This window comes from Streptomyces vietnamensis (assembly GCF_000830005.1).
GTDB classification, from domain to species: Bacteria; Actinomycetota; Actinomycetes; order Streptomycetales; family Streptomycetaceae; genus Streptomyces; species Streptomyces vietnamensis.
In genome coordinates this window covers 1-19,356 of record NZ_CP010407.1, presented here as the reverse complement: position 1 = coordinate 19,356, position 19,356 = coordinate 1, and the positions used below count along the sequence as shown (strand labels likewise).

At 70.9% G+C, this 19,356-nt stretch carries 19 protein-coding genes and 2 pseudogenes; 10 read left to right on the top strand and 11 right to left on the bottom strand.

Annotated elements, in window-relative coordinates; all coding sequences use genetic code 11:
* Window positions 1–30 precede the first annotated feature (30 nt).
* Window positions 31–1,017: an Acg family FMN-binding oxidoreductase gene (locus SVTN_RS00095; protein ID WP_041127269.1), complete on the top strand. Its 987-nt coding sequence runs from the start codon at window positions 31–33 to the stop codon at window positions 1,015–1,017.
* Window positions 1,018–1,055: 38 nt separating this feature from the next.
* Here SVTN_RS00095 and SVTN_RS00090 read toward each other — a convergent pair whose 3' ends face one another.
* The 3 genes from SVTN_RS00090 to SVTN_RS00080 are packed head-to-tail and all read right to left on the bottom strand — an operon-like array spanning window position 1,056 to window position 4,914.
* Complete coding sequence (locus tag SVTN_RS00090) at window positions 1,056–3,446, bottom strand: glycoside hydrolase family 65 protein (RefSeq protein WP_041127268.1); 2,391 nt, start codon at window positions 3,444–3,446, stop codon at window positions 1,056–1,058.
* The gene (locus SVTN_RS00085; protein ID WP_041127267.1) at window positions 3,443–3,835 is read right to left on the bottom strand and encodes an HAD family hydrolase; all 393 of its coding nucleotides are present in this window, start codon (window positions 3,833–3,835) and stop codon (window positions 3,443–3,445) included. The genes SVTN_RS00090 and SVTN_RS00085 overlap by 4 nt, the downstream gene beginning before the upstream one ends.
* On the bottom strand, window positions 3,832–4,914 hold the full coding sequence (locus SVTN_RS00080; protein WP_041127266.1) for a zinc-dependent alcohol dehydrogenase family protein: 1,083 nt from the start codon (window positions 4,912–4,914) through the stop codon (window positions 3,832–3,834). Before SVTN_RS00080 ends, SVTN_RS00085 begins: the two co-directional genes overlap by 4 nt.
* A gap of 176 nt (window positions 4,915–5,090) precedes the next feature.
* On the opposite strand from SVTN_RS00080, the gene SVTN_RS00075 reads away from it, so the two are divergent.
* The 5 genes and pseudogenes from SVTN_RS00075 to SVTN_RS00055 all read left to right on the top strand — a co-directional run bounded on the left by SVTN_RS00075 (window position 5,091) and on the right by SVTN_RS00055 (window position 8,608).
* Entirely contained in the window at window positions 5,091–6,539 is a 1,449-nt protein-coding gene (locus tag SVTN_RS00075; protein ID WP_078908102.1) for an MBL fold metallo-hydrolase RNA specificity domain-containing protein, read from the top strand.
* 93 nt (window positions 6,540–6,632) lie between these two features.
* Window positions 6,633–7,103, top strand: a complete 471-nt coding sequence (locus tag SVTN_RS00070; protein ID WP_041127265.1) for a Crp/Fnr family transcriptional regulator — start codon at window positions 6,633–6,635, stop codon at window positions 7,101–7,103.
* A gap of 10 nt (window positions 7,104–7,113) precedes the next feature.
* The gene (locus SVTN_RS00065; protein WP_041127264.1) at window positions 7,114–7,764 is read left to right on the top strand and encodes a CBS domain-containing protein; all 651 of its coding nucleotides are present in this window, start codon (window positions 7,114–7,116) and stop codon (window positions 7,762–7,764) included.
* 22 nt (window positions 7,765–7,786) lie between these two features.
* Window positions 7,787–8,242, top strand: a pseudogene (locus SVTN_RS00060) (CBS domain-containing protein); the annotation flags it as partial.
* Between the two features lie 36 nt (window positions 8,243–8,278).
* A complete protein-coding gene (locus SVTN_RS00055; protein WP_174518216.1) occupies window positions 8,279–8,608 on the top strand; it encodes a DUF4389 domain-containing protein in 330 nt (109 codons plus the stop codon).
* Between the two features lie 109 nt (window positions 8,609–8,717).
* Here SVTN_RS00055 and SVTN_RS40800 read toward each other — a convergent pair whose 3' ends face one another.
* The 5 genes from SVTN_RS40800 to SVTN_RS00030 form a co-directional block, all read right to left on the bottom strand.
* A complete protein-coding gene (locus tag SVTN_RS40800; RefSeq protein ID WP_052498796.1) occupies window positions 8,718–9,311 on the bottom strand; it encodes an Rv1733c family protein in 594 nt (197 codons plus the stop codon).
* 47 nt (window positions 9,312–9,358) lie between these two features.
* Complete coding sequence (locus tag SVTN_RS00045) at window positions 9,359–9,814, bottom strand: flavodoxin domain-containing protein (protein ID WP_041127263.1); 456 nt, start codon at window positions 9,812–9,814, stop codon at window positions 9,359–9,361.
* A complete protein-coding gene (locus SVTN_RS00040; RefSeq protein ID WP_041127262.1) occupies window positions 9,811–10,263 on the bottom strand; it encodes an Hsp20/alpha crystallin family protein in 453 nt (150 codons plus the stop codon). Before SVTN_RS00040 ends, SVTN_RS00045 begins: the two co-directional genes overlap by 4 nt.
* Before the next feature lie 282 nt (window positions 10,264–10,545).
* Window positions 10,546–11,658 carry a universal stress protein gene (locus SVTN_RS00035; RefSeq protein WP_063782226.1) on the bottom strand — a complete coding sequence of 371 codons (1,113 nt, stop codon included), beginning with the start codon at window positions 11,656–11,658 and terminating at the stop codon, window positions 10,546–10,548.
* Entirely contained in the window at window positions 11,655–12,560 is a 906-nt protein-coding gene (locus SVTN_RS00030; protein ID WP_052498795.1) for a universal stress protein, read from the bottom strand. Before SVTN_RS00030 ends, SVTN_RS00035 begins: the two co-directional genes overlap by 4 nt.
* Window positions 12,561–12,772: 212 nt before the next feature.
* Here SVTN_RS00030 and SVTN_RS46080 point away from each other — a divergent pair, with 212 nt between their 5' ends.
* Window positions 12,773–13,021: a universal stress protein gene (locus tag SVTN_RS46080; RefSeq protein WP_041127261.1), complete on the top strand. Its 249-nt coding sequence runs from the start codon at window positions 12,773–12,775 to the stop codon at window positions 13,019–13,021.
* On the opposite strand, the gene SVTN_RS00020 is transcribed toward SVTN_RS46080, so the two are convergent.
* On the bottom strand, window positions 13,022–13,717 hold the full coding sequence (locus SVTN_RS00020) for a helix-turn-helix domain-containing protein (RefSeq protein WP_041127260.1): 696 nt from the start codon (window positions 13,715–13,717) through the stop codon (window positions 13,022–13,024).
* Window positions 13,717–14,628 carry a universal stress protein gene (locus SVTN_RS00015; RefSeq protein WP_041127259.1) on the bottom strand — a complete coding sequence of 304 codons (912 nt, stop codon included), beginning with the start codon at window positions 14,626–14,628 and terminating at the stop codon, window positions 13,717–13,719. The genes SVTN_RS00020 and SVTN_RS00015 overlap by 1 nt, the downstream gene beginning before the upstream one ends.
* Before the next feature lie 469 nt (window positions 14,629–15,097).
* On the opposite strand from SVTN_RS00015, the gene SVTN_RS44080 reads away from it, so the two are divergent.
* From SVTN_RS44080 to SVTN_RS41560, 3 genes and pseudogenes are all read left to right on the top strand, one after another.
* Entirely contained in the window at window positions 15,098–15,244 is a 147-nt protein-coding gene (locus SVTN_RS44080) for a BON domain-containing protein (protein ID WP_159026391.1), read from the top strand.
* 462 nt (window positions 15,245–15,706) lie between these two features.
* Entirely contained in the window at window positions 15,707–15,943 is a 237-nt protein-coding gene (locus SVTN_RS45185; protein ID WP_041127258.1) for a CBS domain-containing protein, read from the top strand.
* Between the two features lie 939 nt (window positions 15,944–16,882).
* Window positions 16,883–17,756 (top strand): annotated as a pseudogene (locus SVTN_RS41560) (IS5 family transposase); the annotation flags it as partial.
* Window positions 17,757–18,221: 465 nt separating this feature from the next.
* On the opposite strand, the gene SVTN_RS00005 reads toward SVTN_RS41560, so the two are convergent.
* On the bottom strand, window positions 18,222–19,313 hold the full coding sequence (locus SVTN_RS00005; RefSeq protein ID WP_041127257.1) for an IS630 family transposase: 1,092 nt from the start codon (window positions 19,311–19,313) through the stop codon (window positions 18,222–18,224).
* Window positions 19,314–19,356 lie beyond the last annotated feature (43 nt).

Below are 19,356 nucleotides of genomic sequence, written 5' to 3'. Positions count from 1 at the left end.
CGTGAACCCCGCACACAGGCAGGAAGAGCCGTGACCACCACCGATCTGCCCCCGGCGCTCGTGACTGCGCTGGTCGAGGACGCCATCACCGCACCGTCCATGCACAACGCCCAGCTGTGGAAGTTCGTCCACCGTGCCGGCACCGACACCATCGAGTTGCACGGCGACCCCTCGCGCGAGATGCCGCGCGAGGATCCCGAGCACCGCGCCCTCCACCTCGGCTGCGGCGCCGCCCTGTTCAACCTGCGCGTCACCGCCGCTCACCACGGCCGGAGTGCTGTGACCCGGTTGCTGCCCCGCCGCGACGACCCCTGGCACCTCGCCGACGTGCAGATGCGGCAGGCCCCCGTCGACGACGACCTGGCCGCACTCCACCCTGCCCTGCGGAGCAGGCACACCAGCCGGTTCCCCTTCACCGACGAGCAGATACCCCCGGAGATCCTGGACGGTCTCCAGGCCGCCGCCCTCCTGGAAGGGTGTCGCCTGGTCCTGCCGGGAGCGTGGCACACCGACACCGTCATGGGCCTCGTGCACGTCTCCGAGCTGTTCGAGGCCGCGGACGCCTCGGTCCGAGCGGAGATCGCCGCCTGGATCCGGACGGGCGCGGCCGACGAGGGAGACGCGTACGAGGGCATCCCCTCGTACGCCCTCGGTCCTCGCCAGTACGACGTGACCTCTCCGGTCCGGAACTTCGACACTGCCCGCCGTGTGACCGGCCGCCCCTCCGTCCGGTTCGAGAAGCGCCCCCTGATCGCCCTCCTGGGCACGGCCAAGGACACCCCGGGGGACTGGCTGAAGGCGGGCCAGGCGATGCAGCACGTACTGCTCCAGGCCACCCTCGACGGTCTCTCCAACTCCCTCATGTCCCAGCCTCTCGAATGGCCCGAACTCCGCGCCGAAGCGCGTGACCCGAGTTCCTCGATCGGCTACGTCCACATGGTGATCCGCCTGGGTTACGGACCCCGGGGCCGTGCCACCCCACGGAGGCCGGTCTCCGAGGTGCTCGCCTTCGACTGAGAGGCCTTCCCACCGGTCGCTCACGTCACGGCCTCGGATCACAGGCGGAACCAGCGCTCCTCTCCCGGTGCGACCGCGAACCGCCGTTCGCCCGGGAGTACGACGGTGAGCGGGGCCTTCGGCGAGGCCGGGACCTGTACGGCCAGGCGCCCGGGAAGCACCCGGAGGTGCACCCCTCGGTGGCCGGCGACGCAGAGGGTGAACGCGAACCGCGGGAGCTCCCGCAACACCACCGGAGCGACCCGAAGCCCCTCCGAGTTCGCTTCGAGGCCGGTGATTCCGCGCTCGACGAGGTCGATCGTGCCCGCCATCGCACCGAGGTGGATGCCCTCACCGGTCGTGCCGCCCTGCACGTCGGCCACGTCCGCGAGGAGGGCCTCCTCGCAATACCGCCAGGCGTCGGCGCCCTTCTGCCGGGCCAGGACCCAGCCGTGGACGAGGCTGCTGAGCGTCGAGCCGTGGCTGGTCCGCCCCAGGTAGTACGTGACGGTGGCGCGCCACACCTCATCGTCGAGCCGGTGGCCGAGCCGGTCGAACAGCGCGTACAGCTCATCGGGCCGGAAGAGGTGGCCGAGCATGAGGGCGTCGGCCTGCTTGGACGCCTGGTAGCGGTTGACCGTGTCGCCCTCGGCCTCCAGGATCCGGTCCAGGCGGCGGATGTCCCCGTACCTCGCCCGGTACGCGTCCCAGTCGAGCTCCGCCAGGTCGCCGTAGCCCTCGAACTGGCTCACCACACCCTGGTGGAAGGGCACGTGGAGGCGGCGGGAGACGTCTTCCCAGTGGTCGGCTTCCGTGTCGTCCAGCGACAGGAGTGCCCGCAGCTCCGACCGCCGGGCGGCGGGCAGTTCACGCAGGAGGTCGAGGCCGCGGGCGAGCACCCAGGCGGCGGTGACGTTCGTGTAGGCGTTGTCGTCGATGCCCGGTGCGGTGCTGTCGGGGTAGGCGTCGTGGTACTCGTCGGGGCCCACGACGCCACGGATCCGGTAGCGCCGGAGCGACGGGTCGAAACGGGCGGCGCCTGCCCAGTACCGGGCGATCTCCAGGAGCGTCTCGGCCCCCTCGCCGTACAGGAACCCGCGGTCGCCGGTGGCCTGCGCGTACCGCCACACGTTGTACGCGACGGCCGATCCCACATGGCGCTGGAGGCGGGAGAAGTCGGGCAGCCAGCGCCCGGAGCGCGGGTTGAGGTGCAGCTCCTGGGTCTCCTCTCGGCCCGAACTCGCGCTCTGCCACGGGTACATGGCACCGACGCCGCCGGCCGCGCGGGCCGCGGCACGGGCGGCGGGCAGGCGACGGTGCCGGTACAGGAGCAGGGACCTGGCCACCTCGGGGAAGTGCAGGTCGAGGTACGGGAGGACGAAGAGCTCGTCCCAGAAGACATGGCCCCGGTAGGCCTCGCCGTGCAGACCCCGCGCCGGAACGCCCACGTCGAGCTCCGCCGTGTGCGGGGACAGTGTCTGCAGCAGGTGGAACAGATGCAGCCGCAGGATGCGGCCCGCCTCCCCGGGCACGTGCAGCTCGCCCTGTTCCCACAGTCGTCGCCAGGACGCCTTGTGGGTGGACAGCAACCGCGGGAAGTCCGGGGCACGGCCGGCCCCGTCGCAGGCCGTCTCCCGGGGATCGCCGGGGGGCCGGTCCGTCGACGTGTGCAGGACGAGTGTCTTCACGACGGTCACCGAGCGGCGGGGAGCGATCGGCAGGTGGTACGTCTGGACGGTGCCGGTCCTCGTCACGGTCTCCCGGGCGGGGCGCGCGGGGCGGGTGACCGTGCGGACGGCCGCGGCGATCACGGCCCCCGGATCGACCGTACGGCAGGTGAGCCAGGCGACCCCGCCGGGCTCGAACCCGCTTCTGTGGCCGGTGAGATGCCGCCCTTCCAGATGCCGGTAGCGTTCCACACCGGCGTTGACGACCGCCCCGTCGAGGACGGACCCGACCTCGACGGCTCCGCTCCAACCGTAGGCGCGGAACATCGTGCACTGGGCCGCGAGCGAGGAGTCGCCCATGTGCACGATCCTGAGGTGGCTCACCCGCAGGCCGTGGCCGCGGGCGTCGCGGAAGAACAGGTGCCGGGTCAGCACGCCTCCACGCAGGTCGAGTTGTACGTCGTAGTGGCACAGGTCCTCGGAGTCGGGCGCCAGCCAGCCTCCGGGTGATCCGTCGTCCGGCAGGCAGCGATAGCGCAGCCGCGTCCAGTCGGGAAGGTTGACGAGGTCCTCGTTCTCGACGTGTTCCCCCGCGACGACCGAGGTGAGCCGGTCGTAGCAGCCTGCCAGGTAGGTACCCGGGTAGTGGATGGCGCCGGCGGTGCACTCGGGGGCGGAACCCCGGGTGGCGAAGCGGCCGTTGCCCAGGGTGCAGAGCGCTTCGACCAGCCGTTCGCGTCCCGGTTCGTAGTGGTCGTAGGTCCACGTCCAGCCGGTGGTCATCCGCGCTCACCCCAGACGCTCCGGACCAGCGCCGCGAGGTCGGGAACGACGAGGTCCGCCCCCGCTCCCCGCAGACCGGAGCCGGCGTGCGCGTCCGATGTGCGGTCGACTCCCATGACGAGGCCGAAGCCGCCTCGGCGCCCGGCACGTGTTCCGGCGAGGGCGTCCTCGACCACCGCGGTGTCGCCGGGGCGGGTGCCGAGAAGGCCGGCCGCGTGCAGGAAGAGCGCCGGATCCGGTTTTCCGGCGAGGCCGAGCCGAGCGGCCTCCTCGCCGTCCACGACGGCGGCGAGGAACGGGACGAGCCCGGCGGTGTCGAGCAACGCCCGGGCGTGCCGGGACGCCGACACGGCGGCACAGGGCACGCCGAGGGAGCGCCGGGCGTTCATCCGGCCACCGGAGGAGCAGGGGCCTGGAGGGCCGTGTGCTGCGGGCCGCCGAGCGTGACCTTCAGGGCGCCGGTGTCGGCCGCACGGCCGAACACGTCGTACGCCTCCTCCATCTGCCCCAGTTCGAAGCGGTGGGTGACCAGCTCCGCCGCCGGCAGCCGGCCTGCGGCCATCATGCGCAGCAGCATCGGCGTGGACGACGTGTCCACGAGGCCGGTGGTGATGGTGACGTCCCTGATCCACAGGTCTTCGAGGTGCAGGACCGCGGGCTTGCCGTGGACGCCGATGTTCGCGACCCGGCCACCGGGCCGGACCATGCGGGTGCACATCTCGAAGGTCTCGGGAACCCCGACCGCCTCGATGGCGACATCGGCGCCCAGGCCGTTCGTCAGATCCTCGACGAGCTGCTCCGGGCCTTCGCTGACGGTCACAGTGGCGTCGGCGCCGAGCGTGCGCGCTGCGGCGAGCCGGGACTCGGCGAGGTCGACGGCGATGATGCGGCCGGGGCTGTAGAGCCGTGCCGTGGCGATGGCGGCGAGGCCGATGGGGCCCGCGCCGACCACGACGACCGTGTCGGCCGGCCGTACCCCGCCGTTGAGGACGCCCACCTCGTAGGAGGTGGGGAAGATGTCCGCGAGCAGGACGGCGTCGAAGCTGTCGACCGCGTTCGGCAGCGGGTGCACGGACAGGTCGGCGAACGGCACCCGGACGTACTCCGCCTGCGTGCCGTCGATGGTGTGTCCGAGGACCCAGCCTCCTCCGCCGGCGCACTGGCCGTAGCGGCCCTCGCGGCAGAAACGGCAGCGGCCGCAGGCCGAGATGCAGGAGATCAGGACGCGGTCCCCCGGCCGTACGGAACGGACGTCCCGGCCGGTCTCGACCACCGTGCCCACGGCCTCGTGGCCGAGCACACGGCCGGGCGCCACCTCGGGCACGTCGCCCTTGAGGATGTGCAGATCGGTGCCGCAGATGGTGACGACGTCGACCCTGACGATCGCGTCGCCGGGATCCTTGATTCCCGGGTCGGGCACGTCCCGCCAGGTGATCGGGCCCGGTCCCTCGAAGACGGCTGCCTTCATGGCGCCCACCCACTTCCTTCGGTGCGTTCGGGTGTCCTCCTCGATCAGGCTCGGTCGCCGTGCCGTGGCGGCGCACGTGCCGATCGGCCCCAAGGAAGGGACCGGTCGGGCCCTGCGGGCCGTGCGGTCCGGTGCGACGGTGGAGAGGCGCACCACCTTCCGAAAGAGGGCCGACCATGTCCGAGGCAGCCCCGCGCACCGCCCCTGCTCCCGGCGCCGCGCCCCTCGTCACGCCACGACCTGCTCTGCTCACGTTCCTGGGTGGCGTGGGAACGGTCACGGGCAGCAAGTTCCTGGTCGAGAGCGACCGCGCACGGATCCTCGTCGACTGCGGTCTCTTCCAGGGTTTCGCCCACCTGCGGCACCGCAACTGGGAGCGTCTGGCCCGTGACGCCGCCGACATCCACGCCGTGGTCGTCACCCACGCCCACCTGGACCACTGCGGCTATCTGCCCCGCCTGGTCCGGCAGGGCTACCGGGGCCCGATCCTCACCAGCTCCCACACGGCCCGGCTCACCGGCATCGTGCTGCGCGACAGCGCACGGCTCCAGATGGAGGCCGCCCGGCACGCCGACGAGCACGGCTGGTCCAAGCACCGCCCGGCCAAGCCCCTCTACGACGACACGGACGTCGACAAGACGGTGTCCTTCTTCGACCCGGTTCCGGTCGGCACCGATGTGGAGATCATGGCCGGCACCCGGCTCACGCTCCACCACGGCGGGCACATCCTCGGCTCGGCCTGGGCCCACCTGACGCTGGAGGACGGCCATACCCTGGCCGTCTCCGGCGACCTGGGGCGCCCCGGACACCCGCTGCTGCTGCCACCTGAGCCGTTCTCGGGCGCCGACGTCCTGCTCATGGAGTCGACGTACGGCGATCGCCGTCACGACGAGGAGTCCGGACGCTCGGAGTTCGCCTCCGTCATCGGCCGGACCCTCGCCCGGAACGGCACTATCGTCATCCCCGCCTTCGCGATCGACCGCACCGAGGTCGTCCTGCACGAGCTGACCCGCCTGCGCCAGACGGGCGTGCTGTCCCGGTCGGTACCGGTGTACGTGGACAGCCCGATGGCGCTGGCCGCGCTGGACGTGTACCAGGACGCCGTACGCGAACGGTCCGCCGAACTGCGGCCGGAGATCCTGGCCCGGGGCGAGGCCGCCCTGAGCCCGGCGCCGTTCCTCGCCGCCCGCACGGTCCAGGAATCCATCGACATCAACAGCGCGCACGGCCCCGCCGTCATCGTCTCCTCGGCCGGCATGGCCACCGGTGGCCGGGTCCTCCACCACCTGCACCGGCTGCTGCCCGACCCCCGCAACGCCGTGGTGATCGTCGGCTTCGCCGCCGCCGGCACCCGGGCGCGGGACCTGGTGGACGGGGCACGGGTGCTGAAGATGTTCGGCGAGTACGTCCCCGTACGCGCCGAGATCGCCGACGTACCGCACTTCTCGGCCCACGCCGACGCCGGACAGATCCTCGACTGGCTCCGCGGCGCCCCGCCCCCACACACCACCTACCTCGTGCACGGCGAACCGGCCGCGTCGGAGGCGCTGCGTGACCGCGTCGACCACGAGCTGGGCTGGACGGCCGTCGTCCCCCGCTCCGGCGAGGCCGTCCTGGTCCGCTGACCCGGGCCCTTCGGGCCCCGGGTATGACCTGCGCGGCCCTCCCCGGCACCACCCGCCCAGGGCGAGTCTGTGAGGGAAGGGCTGGAGGACATCATGACCACCACGCGGACGCTGCTGAACGAGCTCTCCCCCGAGGCACGTGACCGGCTCCTGGAGCACTCCCGCCCGGTCCACTTCGCCGCCGGGACGCGCATCTTCCACGAGCGGCAGCGCGCCGACCGGTTCTGGATCATCGAAACCGGCAGGGGCGATCTCGACACGCATGTCCCGGGGCACCGCGACGCCGTCGTGGACACGCTCGTGGGCGGCGCCCTTCTCGGCTGTTCCTGGATCATGCCGCCCTACCACCGGCACCTCGGCGCCACGGCGGTCACGGAGGCCCGCGCCCTCGAGTTCGATGCCCAGGCCGTGAGGGAGCTCTGCGCGGAGGACCTGTCCGTCGGTGAGGCGGTGTTCGCGTGTGTCGCCGCGACGATGGCGCGTCGGCTCCTTTCGGCCCGCAGCCGTCTCATCGACGAGGTCATGCCGCCCGTAGGAGCGGAACCCCTGGCATCCGCCCGGTGAGGAGAGAGCCATGACCAGCCGGCCGTTCACCGTCGCCGACGTGATGACCAAAAAGGTCGTCGCAGTCCTGCCCGGCGCCGACTTCAAGGAGATCGTCACCACGATGCAGCGCTGGAAGGTGACCGCCGTCCCCGTGGTCGAGGGCGAGGGCCGTGTCGTCGGCGTGGTCTCCGAAGCGGACCTGCTCCTCAAGGAAGAGTTCCATGAACACCGCCTCGGCCTCATCGAACAGATGCGACGACCCGAGGCGACGGCCAAAGCCGGCTCCAGCCGGGCCGAGAACCTGATGACCTCGCCCGCCGTCACCGTCGCCTCCGACGCGTCCCTGCCGCAGGCCGCCCGCCTCATGGCCACCCACCGCGTCAAGCGGCTACCGGTCGTCGACAGGCACGGCGCGATCCAGGGCATCGTGAGCCGCTCCGACCTGCTCAAGGTCTTCCTGCGCCCGGACGACGACCTCGCCGCCGAGGTCCGCCGCGATGTCGTGGAGCGTCTCTTCCCGCTCTCGCAGCGCGGGGTCGACGTCCGGGTCGACGCCGGCGTCGTGACCCTGTCCGGCACGGTCCGCGACAGCGAGCTCATCCCCGTCGCAGCCCGTCTGGCCGGCGCTGTCGAAGGTGTGGTGGACGTACGGTGCGGGCTCACCGTCGACGCGGAATAGCCATGTCGGGGCGATGACCGACGTCTCCGAGGCGGACCTGGTACGTCACCGTGCCACCGGCACGCGTCCCGGCACAGCGGGCACGCTCATGACGAGCCCCGCCGTCGTCGCCCGCCCGGACTGGAGCGTGGTGCGGGCGGCCCGCGTGATGGATCGGGCCAAGGTCAAGCGCCTTCCCGTCGTCGACGACGACGGGCGGCTCGTGGGCGTCCTCAGCCGCAGCGACCTCGTCCAGCTCTACCTGCGCAGGGACCGGGCGATCCAGGAGGAGATCGTCGAGGACGTGATCACCCGCACGCTGAGGCTGCGCCCGTCGGCGATCACCGTGGAGGTCGTGGACGGACGGGTCACCCTCAGCGGAACGGTACGGCGCCGCAGCTTCGGGCATGTGCTGCTCATGCTCTGCGACAGCGTCGACGGCGTCGTGGGGGTCGTCGACCGGCTGCGGTACGAGGAAGACGACCTGCCAGGGAAGTGACGATCATGGACACACCGCGCGCCCTATCCGCCGGTGGTGGTGACGGCCGAACTGGACGGCAAGCTGTCCCGCTGGCTGTGGCTGATCAAGTGGATCCTCGTCATCCCCCACTACCTGGTGATCGCCTTCTTCGCCAGAGGCATGCGCGCCGGCTGGTGGGGCGGCGGTCTGATCACCCTGCTCGCCCTCATCGCGGGCTTCGCCCTGGCCTTCACGGAACGGTATTCCCGTGACCTGTTCGCCCTGATCATCGGCCTGAACCGCTGGGTCCTGAGGGTCGCCGCCTACGCGAGCCTCATGACCGACGCCTATCCGCCGTTCCGGCTCGACCAGGGCGGCGAGGAGTCGGGGGCGGACCTCCGCTGACGGCGCCGCCGAGAGCGGAGACGCGAGGGAAGAGCGCGCCCTGAGCCGGACTTCATCCGGCCGCCGCTCTACCGCGGGTGCCATCGCTCATCGCCCGCCGCGGTCACGATCACTCATCGCCGGTCCCCGGGCCGCTGCCCCGCCGGAGCCGGCCGGACCAGACGGGCTCCACCTGTTCCCACTCCCGCTCCCAGGCCGCGAGGCGTCGGCCTTCGGTGCTCCGCCGGACGAGGGCGAGTGCGCCCGCCGCCGTCGCCCCCGCGGCGCCCGCCACAGCCGTTCCGCCCGCGATGGCACTCAGCGCGAGGTCCGCGGTGGTGCCCGGCGGACGCGCCGGAGCGCCGCTGTCGTCCACCCAGATGGTGACGGCGCGGCCCTGAGGTGTCCTGGGCGGGACGTGGACGGGTCCGGACCTGCTGATGTGGTCCGGGTACTCCCAGACGGCCGGTGCGACGGACTGCGCCTCCGCGCCCGGCCGGACGGCGGCCGGCGGATCCTCGGACCGCGCGGTGGTGGTCGCCTGCACCTGGTGGCGGTGTGCGGCGATTTCTCGGTCGGCCCTGGCCCCGGTGCGCCACAGGATCCCGGCGGCAACGGCACCGCAGATCAAGGTGATCGCCAGGACGAGGACCAGAGCGGCACGCCTGGCGGACCCGCGCCCGGACACGGTGGGCTCGTGGCCTATCGGCTCCTGGTGCAACATGGATCACCTCCGGGACGGGACGCCCGCCGGACGTCTCAGCCGTGCGCTCAGCGTGCGGTACCGAGCTCGCTTCCGATGTGATGCGCCCACGCCTGGATCCGCGCCGGATCGCGGAAGTCTCCGCCCTTGCCATGGTGGACCATGGACCGGGCGATGCGCCCGGGCGTCTCGGCGGTCACGGCGCCGCCGAACGTGACGTGCTCCCGCGCACCGATCTTCTTCATGCGACGGGCGACGCCGGGCGTCGGCGGAATGTCGTGTTGCTCGGCGGAGCTGTCGACCGGGCCGCTGCTGAAGAACCAGACGGGTCGACGGCGGAGCTGGTCGGCGTTGAGCCGGGCGCACCGACGCGCCTTGCCGTTCCAGCGTCCGGCGTAGAGGGCACCGCCCAGGACGACCACGTCGATGCCGTCGGCCCGGAGCGTCTTGCCGATCTCGTCGGCGATGCCCGCGGTCGCGCCGTGCTTGCTGCCGTAGGCGACCAGGACGCGCTTGGCGTTCATGACTTCCGTCCCCCTCCGGTGTCGTCGGCTCGCCGCACGGGGATGGTCCGTCGGGTCTCGGCCTTCTCCTCGGGCATCGGGATCCGGATGGTGAGGATGCCGTCCTGGTACGAGGCGTCGACGTCGTCCGGGATCGTCACCGGGAGTCGTACCGTCCTGCGGAACGATCCGTAGCGGAACTCCGAGTGTTCCTTGTCCTCCGTGCTCTCGCTGTGCTCGGCGCTCACCGTGATGAGGTCGTCGTCGACGGTGATCGCGATGTCCTCGGGGTCCATGCCGGGCAGTTCTGCCCGGAGCACGTACGCGTTTCCGGCGCTGGTCACCTCCACGGGGATGGAGTGGGCCGCGGTACCGGGGCGCCATCCGGGCAGCCCCGGGAATTCTCGGTTGAACCAGTCGTTGAAGTCGGGGAAGCGGCTGTGCCTGCGTTCCACCTTGTCTCCGGTCATCGTTCTGCTCCTCAGAGGAAAGCCGCGGACACCTGGATCGTGTGCACCGGACGCCAAGGGCGCCCGTTCGTCGCCACGGAACGCGAGACGGTCCCGGGCCGCTGCGGCGGCAGCTCGTCCGTCGCCGCCCACCGCCCGCCACGGGAACTCGGCTCCGAGTCACGGGCGAGACGGCGTCGTGTCTTGCGGGGCATGATCACTCCGTTCTTCCGAGGTGCTGACGAGGGGCGGCTCCGCCTTGGCTGTCTGCCGCTCGATCGCGGCGAAGCTGCCCGGCCGCGCTCAGTACGGAAGCGGGCGGCCGGAAGGCGTCCGCAGGTCGAGGGGGCGGGGTTGGCGGGGCCCCTGAGGGCGGCGGCTGATCCGGATCCGCTGCATCGTTCTCACCTCTCCGGGAGATCCGGACCGCTGTCCAGGGTCGTTCCTGTCCTCCCACCGTGCCGCCCGGGGGCGGGGAACCCCAGTGCCGAGGGGGTCAGCCCGTCGGGGCCGGTCGGTCCGTGCGGGACCGGGGCCGGTCGGCCCGGAAGCGGTACCGTCCGCCACTCCCGTCCCGGGGAGCGGGACAGTGATCACGGGGCAGGCGGCATGGTGCAGCAGTCCGTGGACCGTGGAGCCCAGCCGCATGCCGGAGTAGCCCCCGCGGCCCCTGCGTCCGACGACGACCGCGAGGGCCTCGCGGGAGGCGTGGGTGAGTTCCTCGACGGGGTGTCCACGCAGGATCACCTGTTCCACGTCGACGTCCGGGTAGCGGTCCGCGAAGCCGGCCACCGACTCGGCGAGCAGTCGGCGGCGGTCCGCCAGGCCTTCGGCCCCGTCTCCATGGGACAGCGGGGCACGGGGCCACACCCAGGCCGCCACGAGTCGTGCCTCGCGCAGGCTCGCCTCCGCCGCGGCGAAGGCGACGGCGGCCCTGCAGTCCCTGCTGCCGTCCACGCCGACGACGATCAGCGGCGGGTGGACGGACGTGTGCTCCGGTGTACGGATCACGGCGACGGGGCAGTCGGCGCGTGCCGCCAGGGGGACGGCCACCGAGCCCTCGCTGAGGACCTCGGCGGCCCTGCCCAGGCGGCGGGAGCCGACCACGGCGAGTGCCGCATCGGGTGTCCTGTCGCACAGCACGGTCGCGGGGGCGCCGTCGACGAGCTCCGTCGCGGTCCACAGCCCGTCGTGCAGCTCCCGTACGAGGTCCTCGGCGTTGACGAGCGCCGACTCCGCTCGGCTGCGCAGGGAGCCCTGGTGGGCGACGGCGGCGTACCAGAACCGGTCGTGGACAGAGGGAACGGCGACGACCATGCGCAGCCTCGCACTTCTGCGGGCGGCTTCGTCGGCGGCCCAGACGAGGGCCGGGACGGACAGTTCGCGGGGGTCGATGCCGGCCAGGACGTCGCTCACGACTGCCCGGCCTCCGTGACGAAGGCGGAGGGGATGACCTCCACCGGGCAGCGGGAGTGGTGGATGAGCGCGTGGGCGACGCGGCCCAGGGACGGCCCGACGCCGAGCGGGCGGCGGCCGCGGCCCATCACGAGCAGGTCGGTGCGGCCGCTCGCCTCGATCAGGATGCCCGGGGTACTCGTGCCGGTCTCCACGTGGTGCCCGACGATCAGCCCGGGGTGGACCTCGCGGACCCGGTCGGCGAGGGCCTTCACCTCGTGCACGCGCTGACGGGCGATCCCGTCGAGGTCGTCGAGCATGCTCGCGACACTGCCGACATGGGCCAGCACGTTCCACACGCTCACGATGCGCAGGGCCGCCTTGCGGGCCTCGGCCTCGGCGGCGGCCAGCAGGAGCCAGTCCAGGTCCGCGGCGTCGTGCACGGCCGCCGTCACCGAGCCCGTCTCGGGTCGCTCGTCTCCCCCGCGTACGACGATCACGGGCACCTCGGCACGCGCCGCGACGCCCAGGCCGACGGAGCCGAGCATGAGGGCGGAGAAGCCGCCGAGGCCCCTGCTGCCCACGACGATCGTCCCCCGGTCGCCGGCGGCCTCCTGGAGCCCGGCGACCGGCTCCTGGCGGAGGAGCCGCCTGGTGACCACGAGATCCGGAAAACGCTCATGGACCGCGGTCGCGGTGCCGACCAGCAGGTCGCGCGCTGCTTCACGTACCGCCTGGATCGTCTCGGCGTCGGTCCAGTAGGCGCGCCGGTCGGTGTCGGCGGCGTGGACGAGCCACAGGGAACGACCCCGGCGGTCCGCCTCGACGGCAGCCCAGAGCGCGGCCGTGCGCGCGGAGGGGGAGCCGTCGACCCCCACGATGACGTCGCCGAGGTCCGGTCGGGTGAGGATCTCGCTGGTCATGATTCCTCCCGCGGAGTACGCCTCCCAGGCACTGGGCCGGAAGGGCAATTCCACGCTGGCACCGTGGTGGTCCTCCTGGGATGGGCCGTTCGGCCCTGATCGAGACCTGCCCGGCCCCTCCGTCTGACGGGCCGACGGGCACAGCCTGATGTTCTGGAGTCCGTACGCGATCCGGCTTTCGGACGCGGCTCACCCGGCCGAGGAGGCAGGTCATGACAGCCCAGGTCACCGTCGGTCTCGACGGCTCGGAGGAAAACGTCGCCGCCGCACGCTGGGCGGTGAGGGAAGCGGTCCTGCGTGAGGTGCCGGTCCGCCTGGTGTACGTGGACGAGTGGCCGACCGCGCCGGAGGTCCCCGTCTCGTACGCCCGCACCCGCGCCGGCCGCCGTCGAGCCCGGACCCGATCCGGGCCGTCGAGCCCAGGGCGCCCACTGCGGGAGAGTCGGCGCGGCTTCCGCTGATCAGTGCCCCGCCCCGGGTTCCGTGCCGGGAGCGCCCCGCACCCGGATCCGCCGCCCTGTCACCCGGTGCGGGGTGAGCACGACGACGGTGTCCCGCTCGCCGCCGGCCCACGGCTTCGAGTAAGCGGCGTCTCTGAGCGCCCGGGCCGTGGCCGGATCCGACACCGTGCGCGCAGGCCCGACGAGAAGGACGCTCCAGCCCTGGCTGAAGGCCTCGTCCACCTGATCCTCCTCGAAGGCGATCGTCACACCGGCGGCCGCCGCCTTCGCGAGCGACGAGTCCTCCGCCGTCATGAACATCACTTCCCTGCCGACGACCTGGTAGTTGACGGGGAAGAGCTCCGGCTCGTCGTCCGCCATGACGGCGACGCGACCGACACCGCGGCCGCCGAGCAGCGCCCAGCATTCCGGCTCCTCGATGTCGTCCATCCGGGCGTGCCGGCCTGCCCGCCCCGTTCCAGGAGCGACGTCCGCGGTGTACCCCGTCAGGTCCTGGACGGTCGTCTCCAGCGCGTTCGCGAGGCGGACCAGGAACTCGACACCAGGGATGGGGAGTTGTTCTTCCAGGAGGCCGATGTAGCCCGGTGTGGATCCGGTCCGCGCGGCCACCTCCTCGCGGGACAGGCCGAGGTGGGTGCGCTGGGCCTCGACCCGACGGCCGAGGTCGCTCATGTGGTGCCGGGCGGCGGGGTTCATCACTGGTCTCCCTCCGAGATGACGGGGTGGTGCTGCGGGACGACGGCGACCGGGCACGAGGCGTGGTGCAGGGCCCTGTGGACGACCCTGCCCAGCTCCAGGCCGACCAGCCCGTCCCGGCGTCGCGCCCCGACGACCAGCAGGTCGGCGGCGGCCGAGCGCTCGGGCAGCACCTTGTGGGCCGGTCCCTCGACCGAGCTCCTGTGCAGACGCACCTGGGGATGCTCGGACGCCGCGATCCCAAGGGCCTTGTCGAGCAGCTCGGACGACTCATCCGCGAAGTACGCGCCACCGGCGCGCCTCATCAGCAGGTGGTCCGCCGGTCCGTGCGCCGGCCGTCGCCAGGTGCGGACGACGTCGAGTTCCGCGTCCCGGACCGCCGCCTCGCGGAAGGCGAACCGTACGGCCGGGGAATCCACGTCACGGTCGCCGACACCCAGCAGGACCCGCCGGTGGCGCGCCTCCAGCGCGTACGTGTCCCCACGGATCACGACGACCGGGCCGGGGGCCCGGGCGGCCACGACGAGGCCGACGGATCCGAGCAGAAGGTCGGCCAGCTCTCCCCGTCCACGCGCCCCGACCACCAGGAGCACGGCTTCCTGCCCCTCCCTGAGCAGCGCACTGGTCGCGTCCTCGGCGAGGACGTCCGCGGTGAGGGTGAGAGCGGGAGCGCGTCGCCGGGCCCGTTCCTCGGCCGTGCCGATGATGTTCTCCGCGAGGACCTGGCCGGAGGGCCGGTCCGTGGACCAGGCCGGCACGACCCCTTCGTAGTGTTCCCACAGCGAGGCGTGCACGATGCGCAGCGCCCATCCGTGCCGTACCGCTTCGCCGACGGCCCAGTCCAGCGCCGTGAGACCGGCGTCGGAACCGTCGACGCCCACCACCACGGGGCCTACCACGGGCGAATCCATCGTCCCCACCGCCTTTCGCGTACGAGGGGGATCACTGCCACGCTCGCACCGGAACGCGGGGGCCGATAGGGCCGGTCGGTCCCGGCCTCGGCCCGTCAGTCCCGGTCAGCGCCCGCGGGGGAAGGAACACGAGGTGCCTGGGCGGCCGGACGACGGAGGAAGGACCCATCCGCTTCTCGCGGATCCCGATTGCGCGGTGCACGGCCTGACGCCGCTGCTCCGCGTCCTCACGCAGGTCCTTCCTCACTCTCAGCGAACCACGCCCACACGGCCCGCACCAGGGCCGGCCGGGCCCGAACGGCCCCCGCTCGGCCCTTGCGGGGCCGCACCGACCGGCGCAGATTCGCGGCGCCGCGCGGCCGGGCTGGAACGCCGCGAGTACCTGCCCCTCGGAGGCCGTCATGAAGCATCTGCCCACCGTCGACGACGTGATGACCCACGCCGTGGTCTCGGTGAAGCTCGACGCCCCGTGCGGGAGATCGTCCGCGTCGTGGACGGCGCGGTGACGCTCACGGGGCGGCTGCCGGAGTCCGTGCCCGCGGACCTGGCGGTACGTCTGGCCCGTGCGGCGTCCGAGGTGGTGGACGTCTCGGCGGAGTTCACGGCCGCGGCGTAGCCGTCTTCCCGCCAGGGTCCGGGAAGTGCTGGACACGCACGTCCGGGCCCGGGAAGACCAGCGTGACCCGCCCCATGTCCGACCAACGAACCAACGAACGTCGAAGGGCGGGGTGCCGTCCACGTGGTGCAGACCGATGATCTCGCCGTCGCGCCCCTCGTCCCCGACGGTGACTCAGCCGACGATCAGCCGGTCGCCGACGCGGGCTCACAGCCCGGCACGGTCCTCGTCCGGGTGTCGTGTTCCGGTCCCGGTCCCGGTCATGGTCCTTACTCCTCCCGGCACGGCCGCGGAACACGTCGTGTGCGCGGCCTGCGGCTGTTCCCTCCACCCTGCGGGCGACACGGCCGCTCCCATAGGGGCCAACGGTCCCGGAAGAGGACCGCTCGGCACTCCTGCCGGAAGGTTCCGCGTATGAGGGTGGACCCACGGAGATCGCCCGCCTGGCGAAGGAGAGGCGTCATGCAGCACCGCACCGTCTTCGAGGTGATGACGCACGACGTGGTCACCGCCGCTCCCGCCACCTCGTTCAAGGAGATCGCGCGTCTCTTCGCGGATCACGACATCTCGGCGGTACCAGTGGTCGACGAGGACCGCCGCCTGCTCGGCGTCGTCGAGGGAGGCGACACCGTCGCGGTGACAGGCGACTCGGCCCCGGACTCTCAGCTCGGACGCCAGGGACAAGTGACCAGCAAGTAGCGCCCTGCTGGCGGCGACCAACGTGGACAGCAACCGCAGACGGGGCGATCTTATTCAGCTGTGGGGGGAGAAATTCCCAAACTGACTACTCCAACGACATAGGAGCCGCAATAGACACTCTTCGCAGGGAGCACATGCCGGACCAGTACATCTTGGATGCAGAGAAGGCCGTTCCTGATTACGTTCTTTTCTCGTGTCGAAAGAGGCGGAACTATCTCGGCGAGCCCGTGTCGAACTTGCCTGACATAGGCATCATGAGAGGAGGACGAACTGCCCGTGGTTGTAGTGCACTTGTAGGCTGACCAGGATCCTGTTTCACCTTCCCCGTTTATTGCCCGCACTTGGAAGCACTTATATGCGCCTTGCGTAAGCCCGCCCCAGGTGTAGGCGCTCTGATCTGAACCTACGAAGCGTGTTGTCAAGCCATCACTGACCTGGTAGCCATCGGCGTTGTCGACTTGATTCCAGTGAACCGTGACGCTGTTGCTGGAGGGTGTGACACTCACCGAAGGAGTGTCCGGCGGAACGGCGGAGGCGACCGGAATGGAAAATGTCAATCCCGCTCCCGCCATCACCCCTGCAGCACTGATCGCTACAAGTTGACGCTTCCACTTCTTCACGACTCCTCCATTCTTCTGAAGTGGCCTTGGGGGAAACTTCAGTGGGGGAGAGAAATCCACCAACTTCCATTGCAGCACCGCAAAGTAGGTATTGCATCTGTGCTGCTTGACGCCGCACTCCCAGGTCGAACGCTAACGAGCTCGTGCGTGGTTAGCGGTGCGACGCTGGGTCGTGATCGCTGATCATGTTCGTGTGGTGAGGAACGGGTCTCGTGCAGCGATCATCAGCGACCGGAGGGTCACGGGGCTGTCGGCCGATGTGATCGCCGAACTAGGGCCTGTTGCGAAAGTGGATCTTGTTCTTTGATGATCACCTGTCGTGGTACGTGGGGATCTGACGAACGGCCAGTGTGCCCGGCTTGAACCGTTGTTGCCGCGGGGCATCAAGCCGGGTCGGCCACACGTGTGGACGCGGCGGCAGCTGATAGACGGCATACGGTGGCGGACGCGGACCGGTGCTCCGTGGCGGGACGTGCCCGAACGCTATGGTCCGTGGGATCGGGTCTACGACCTGTTCCGGCGCTGGCAGCGGGACGGCACCTGGGCCCAGATCGTCACCCGGCTCCAGGCCGAGGCGGACGCGAAAGGCTTGATCACCTGGGACGTCAACGTCGACTCGACGGTCTGCCGGGCCCACCAGCACGCCGCTGGGCAGCGAAAAAGGGGACCTCCAGAAGGAGCCCCCCGGCGGGATCTTCTCCGAGCCGGCCGACCATGGGCTCGGACGATCGCGCGGCGGCCTGACCAGCAAAATCCATCTTGCGGTCGAGCAGGGACAGAAGCCGCTGTCCGTGGTGATCACAGCCGGCCAGCGAGGTGACTCCCCGCAGTTCGAACCGGTCCTGGAAGCGATCCGAGTTCCCCGGCTGGGGCTCGGCAGACCACGTAAACGCCCGAACCGAGTCCGAGCTGATAAGGCATACGACTCCCGAAAAAACCGCGCCTACCTGCGCAGACGCGCTATCAAGGCGACAATCCCGGTTCCGGCGGACCGGGTCCGCAACCGGCGCAAGCTTGGCTCCCTCGGCGGCCGGCCGCCGAAGTTCGACAAGACCGACTACAAACAGCGCCACGCGGTCGAGTGCGGCATCAACCGGCTCAAGCACCACCGCGCTGTCGCCACTAGGTACGACAAGCTTGCCGTCCGCTACGAAGCGACTGTGCTGGTCGTAGTCCTCAACGAAAGGCTGTGGCCGGACACCGCAGTCGCTCCATCAACGCTCGGGCTCAGGCGTCGCAACACCTTCAACGAACAGATGCCGAAGATGTTCGGCCAGCAGATTGGGGGCAACGGAGGGGGCAACGGGGAGCCAGGTTGCGGCCTCAAGCACGGGGTTGCCAGCCGCATCGAGGGAGGCGCAGCCCCAGCCGCGACGTGCGCCTCTGGTCCCCCAGAACACGACGATTCCGTTCGCCCAGGGCCCATGGGCGAGCGCAGGATCACCCTTCGGCCAGTAGAAGGCTGTCCCGCCGGACTCGTCCCATTGCTCTGCGGGCGACAAGCCTGCGTCCTCGAGAGCCTGAGTCGAGGCCGAGCAGTACTGCCGAACCTCGCCATAGCTAACGGCAGCCGAGGCGCCACCCCAAGTAGTCATGGTCCTCCTTCACCTCGAACTACTCAACCACAACGGCCACTGCCAGCACTTTCGCAACAGGCCCTAGTCTTCTGAGTCAGGAATTCTGTTCAGATATGAGGCGAGGCGTTCGAGGATCTCGTTCGCGGTCTTGGTCCAGACGTAGGGCCTGGGGTCGGTGTTCCAAGCGGCGATCCAGGTCCGGATGTCCTGCTCCAGGGCTTGGACGGTCTTGTGGACGCCTCGCCGTATCCGCTTGTTCGTCAGCTCGGCAAACCATCGCTCCACCAGGTTGAGCCAGGACGACCCGGTCGGCGTGAAGTGCAGGTGGAACCGAGGGTGGGCCAGTAGCCAGGTCTTGATCGCCGGTGTCTTGTGAGTGGCGTAGTTGTCCAGCACCAGGTGGACGGCGAGGCCGTCCGGAACTTCCTTGTCGAGCTTGATGAGGAACTTCTTGAACTCCTCGGCCCGGTGGCGCCGGTGCAGGGAGCCGATGACCTTGCCGGTGGCGACCTCCAGAGCGGCGAACAGGGTGGTCGTGCCGGCCCGGACATAGTCGTGCGTGACGCGTTGCGGCACTCCGGGCATCATCGGCAGCACCGGCTGAGAACGGTCCAGGGCCTGGATCTGCGACTTCTCGTCCACGCAGAAGACCAGGGCCCGCTCGGGCGGGTCCAGATAGAGGCCGACGACATCGTGGACCTTGTCGACGAAGTACGGATCCGTCGACAGCTTGAACGACTCCGAGCGGTGCGGCTGCAGGCCGAACGCCCGCCAGACCCGCGACACGGTCGACTGCGACAGGCCCAGTTCCTTCGCCATCGACCGCGTCGACCAATGGGTCGCGTTCTTCGGTGCCGCCTCTAGCGTCCTGGTGACCAGTGCGGCCACCTGCTCGTCGGTCACCGTCCGAGGGCCGCCCGGGCGGGGCATGTCGCCCAGGCCGGCGATCCGGTGCTCGACGAACCTCGCCCGCCACCGGCCCACCGCATGCGGCGTCGAGCCGAGCCGGGCCGCGACATCCTTGTTCGAAGCGCCCTCCGCGCAGGCCAGGATGATGCGGCAGCGAAGAGCCCACGCCTGCGGCGTGGAACGGCGCCGCACCCACCCCTCGAGCGCAGTCCGTTCCTCGCTGGACAGGATCAACTCGGCCTTCGGCCGCCCAGTACGCGCCACAGGGCAAGCCTATACATCTGAACAGAATTCCTGACTCAGAAGA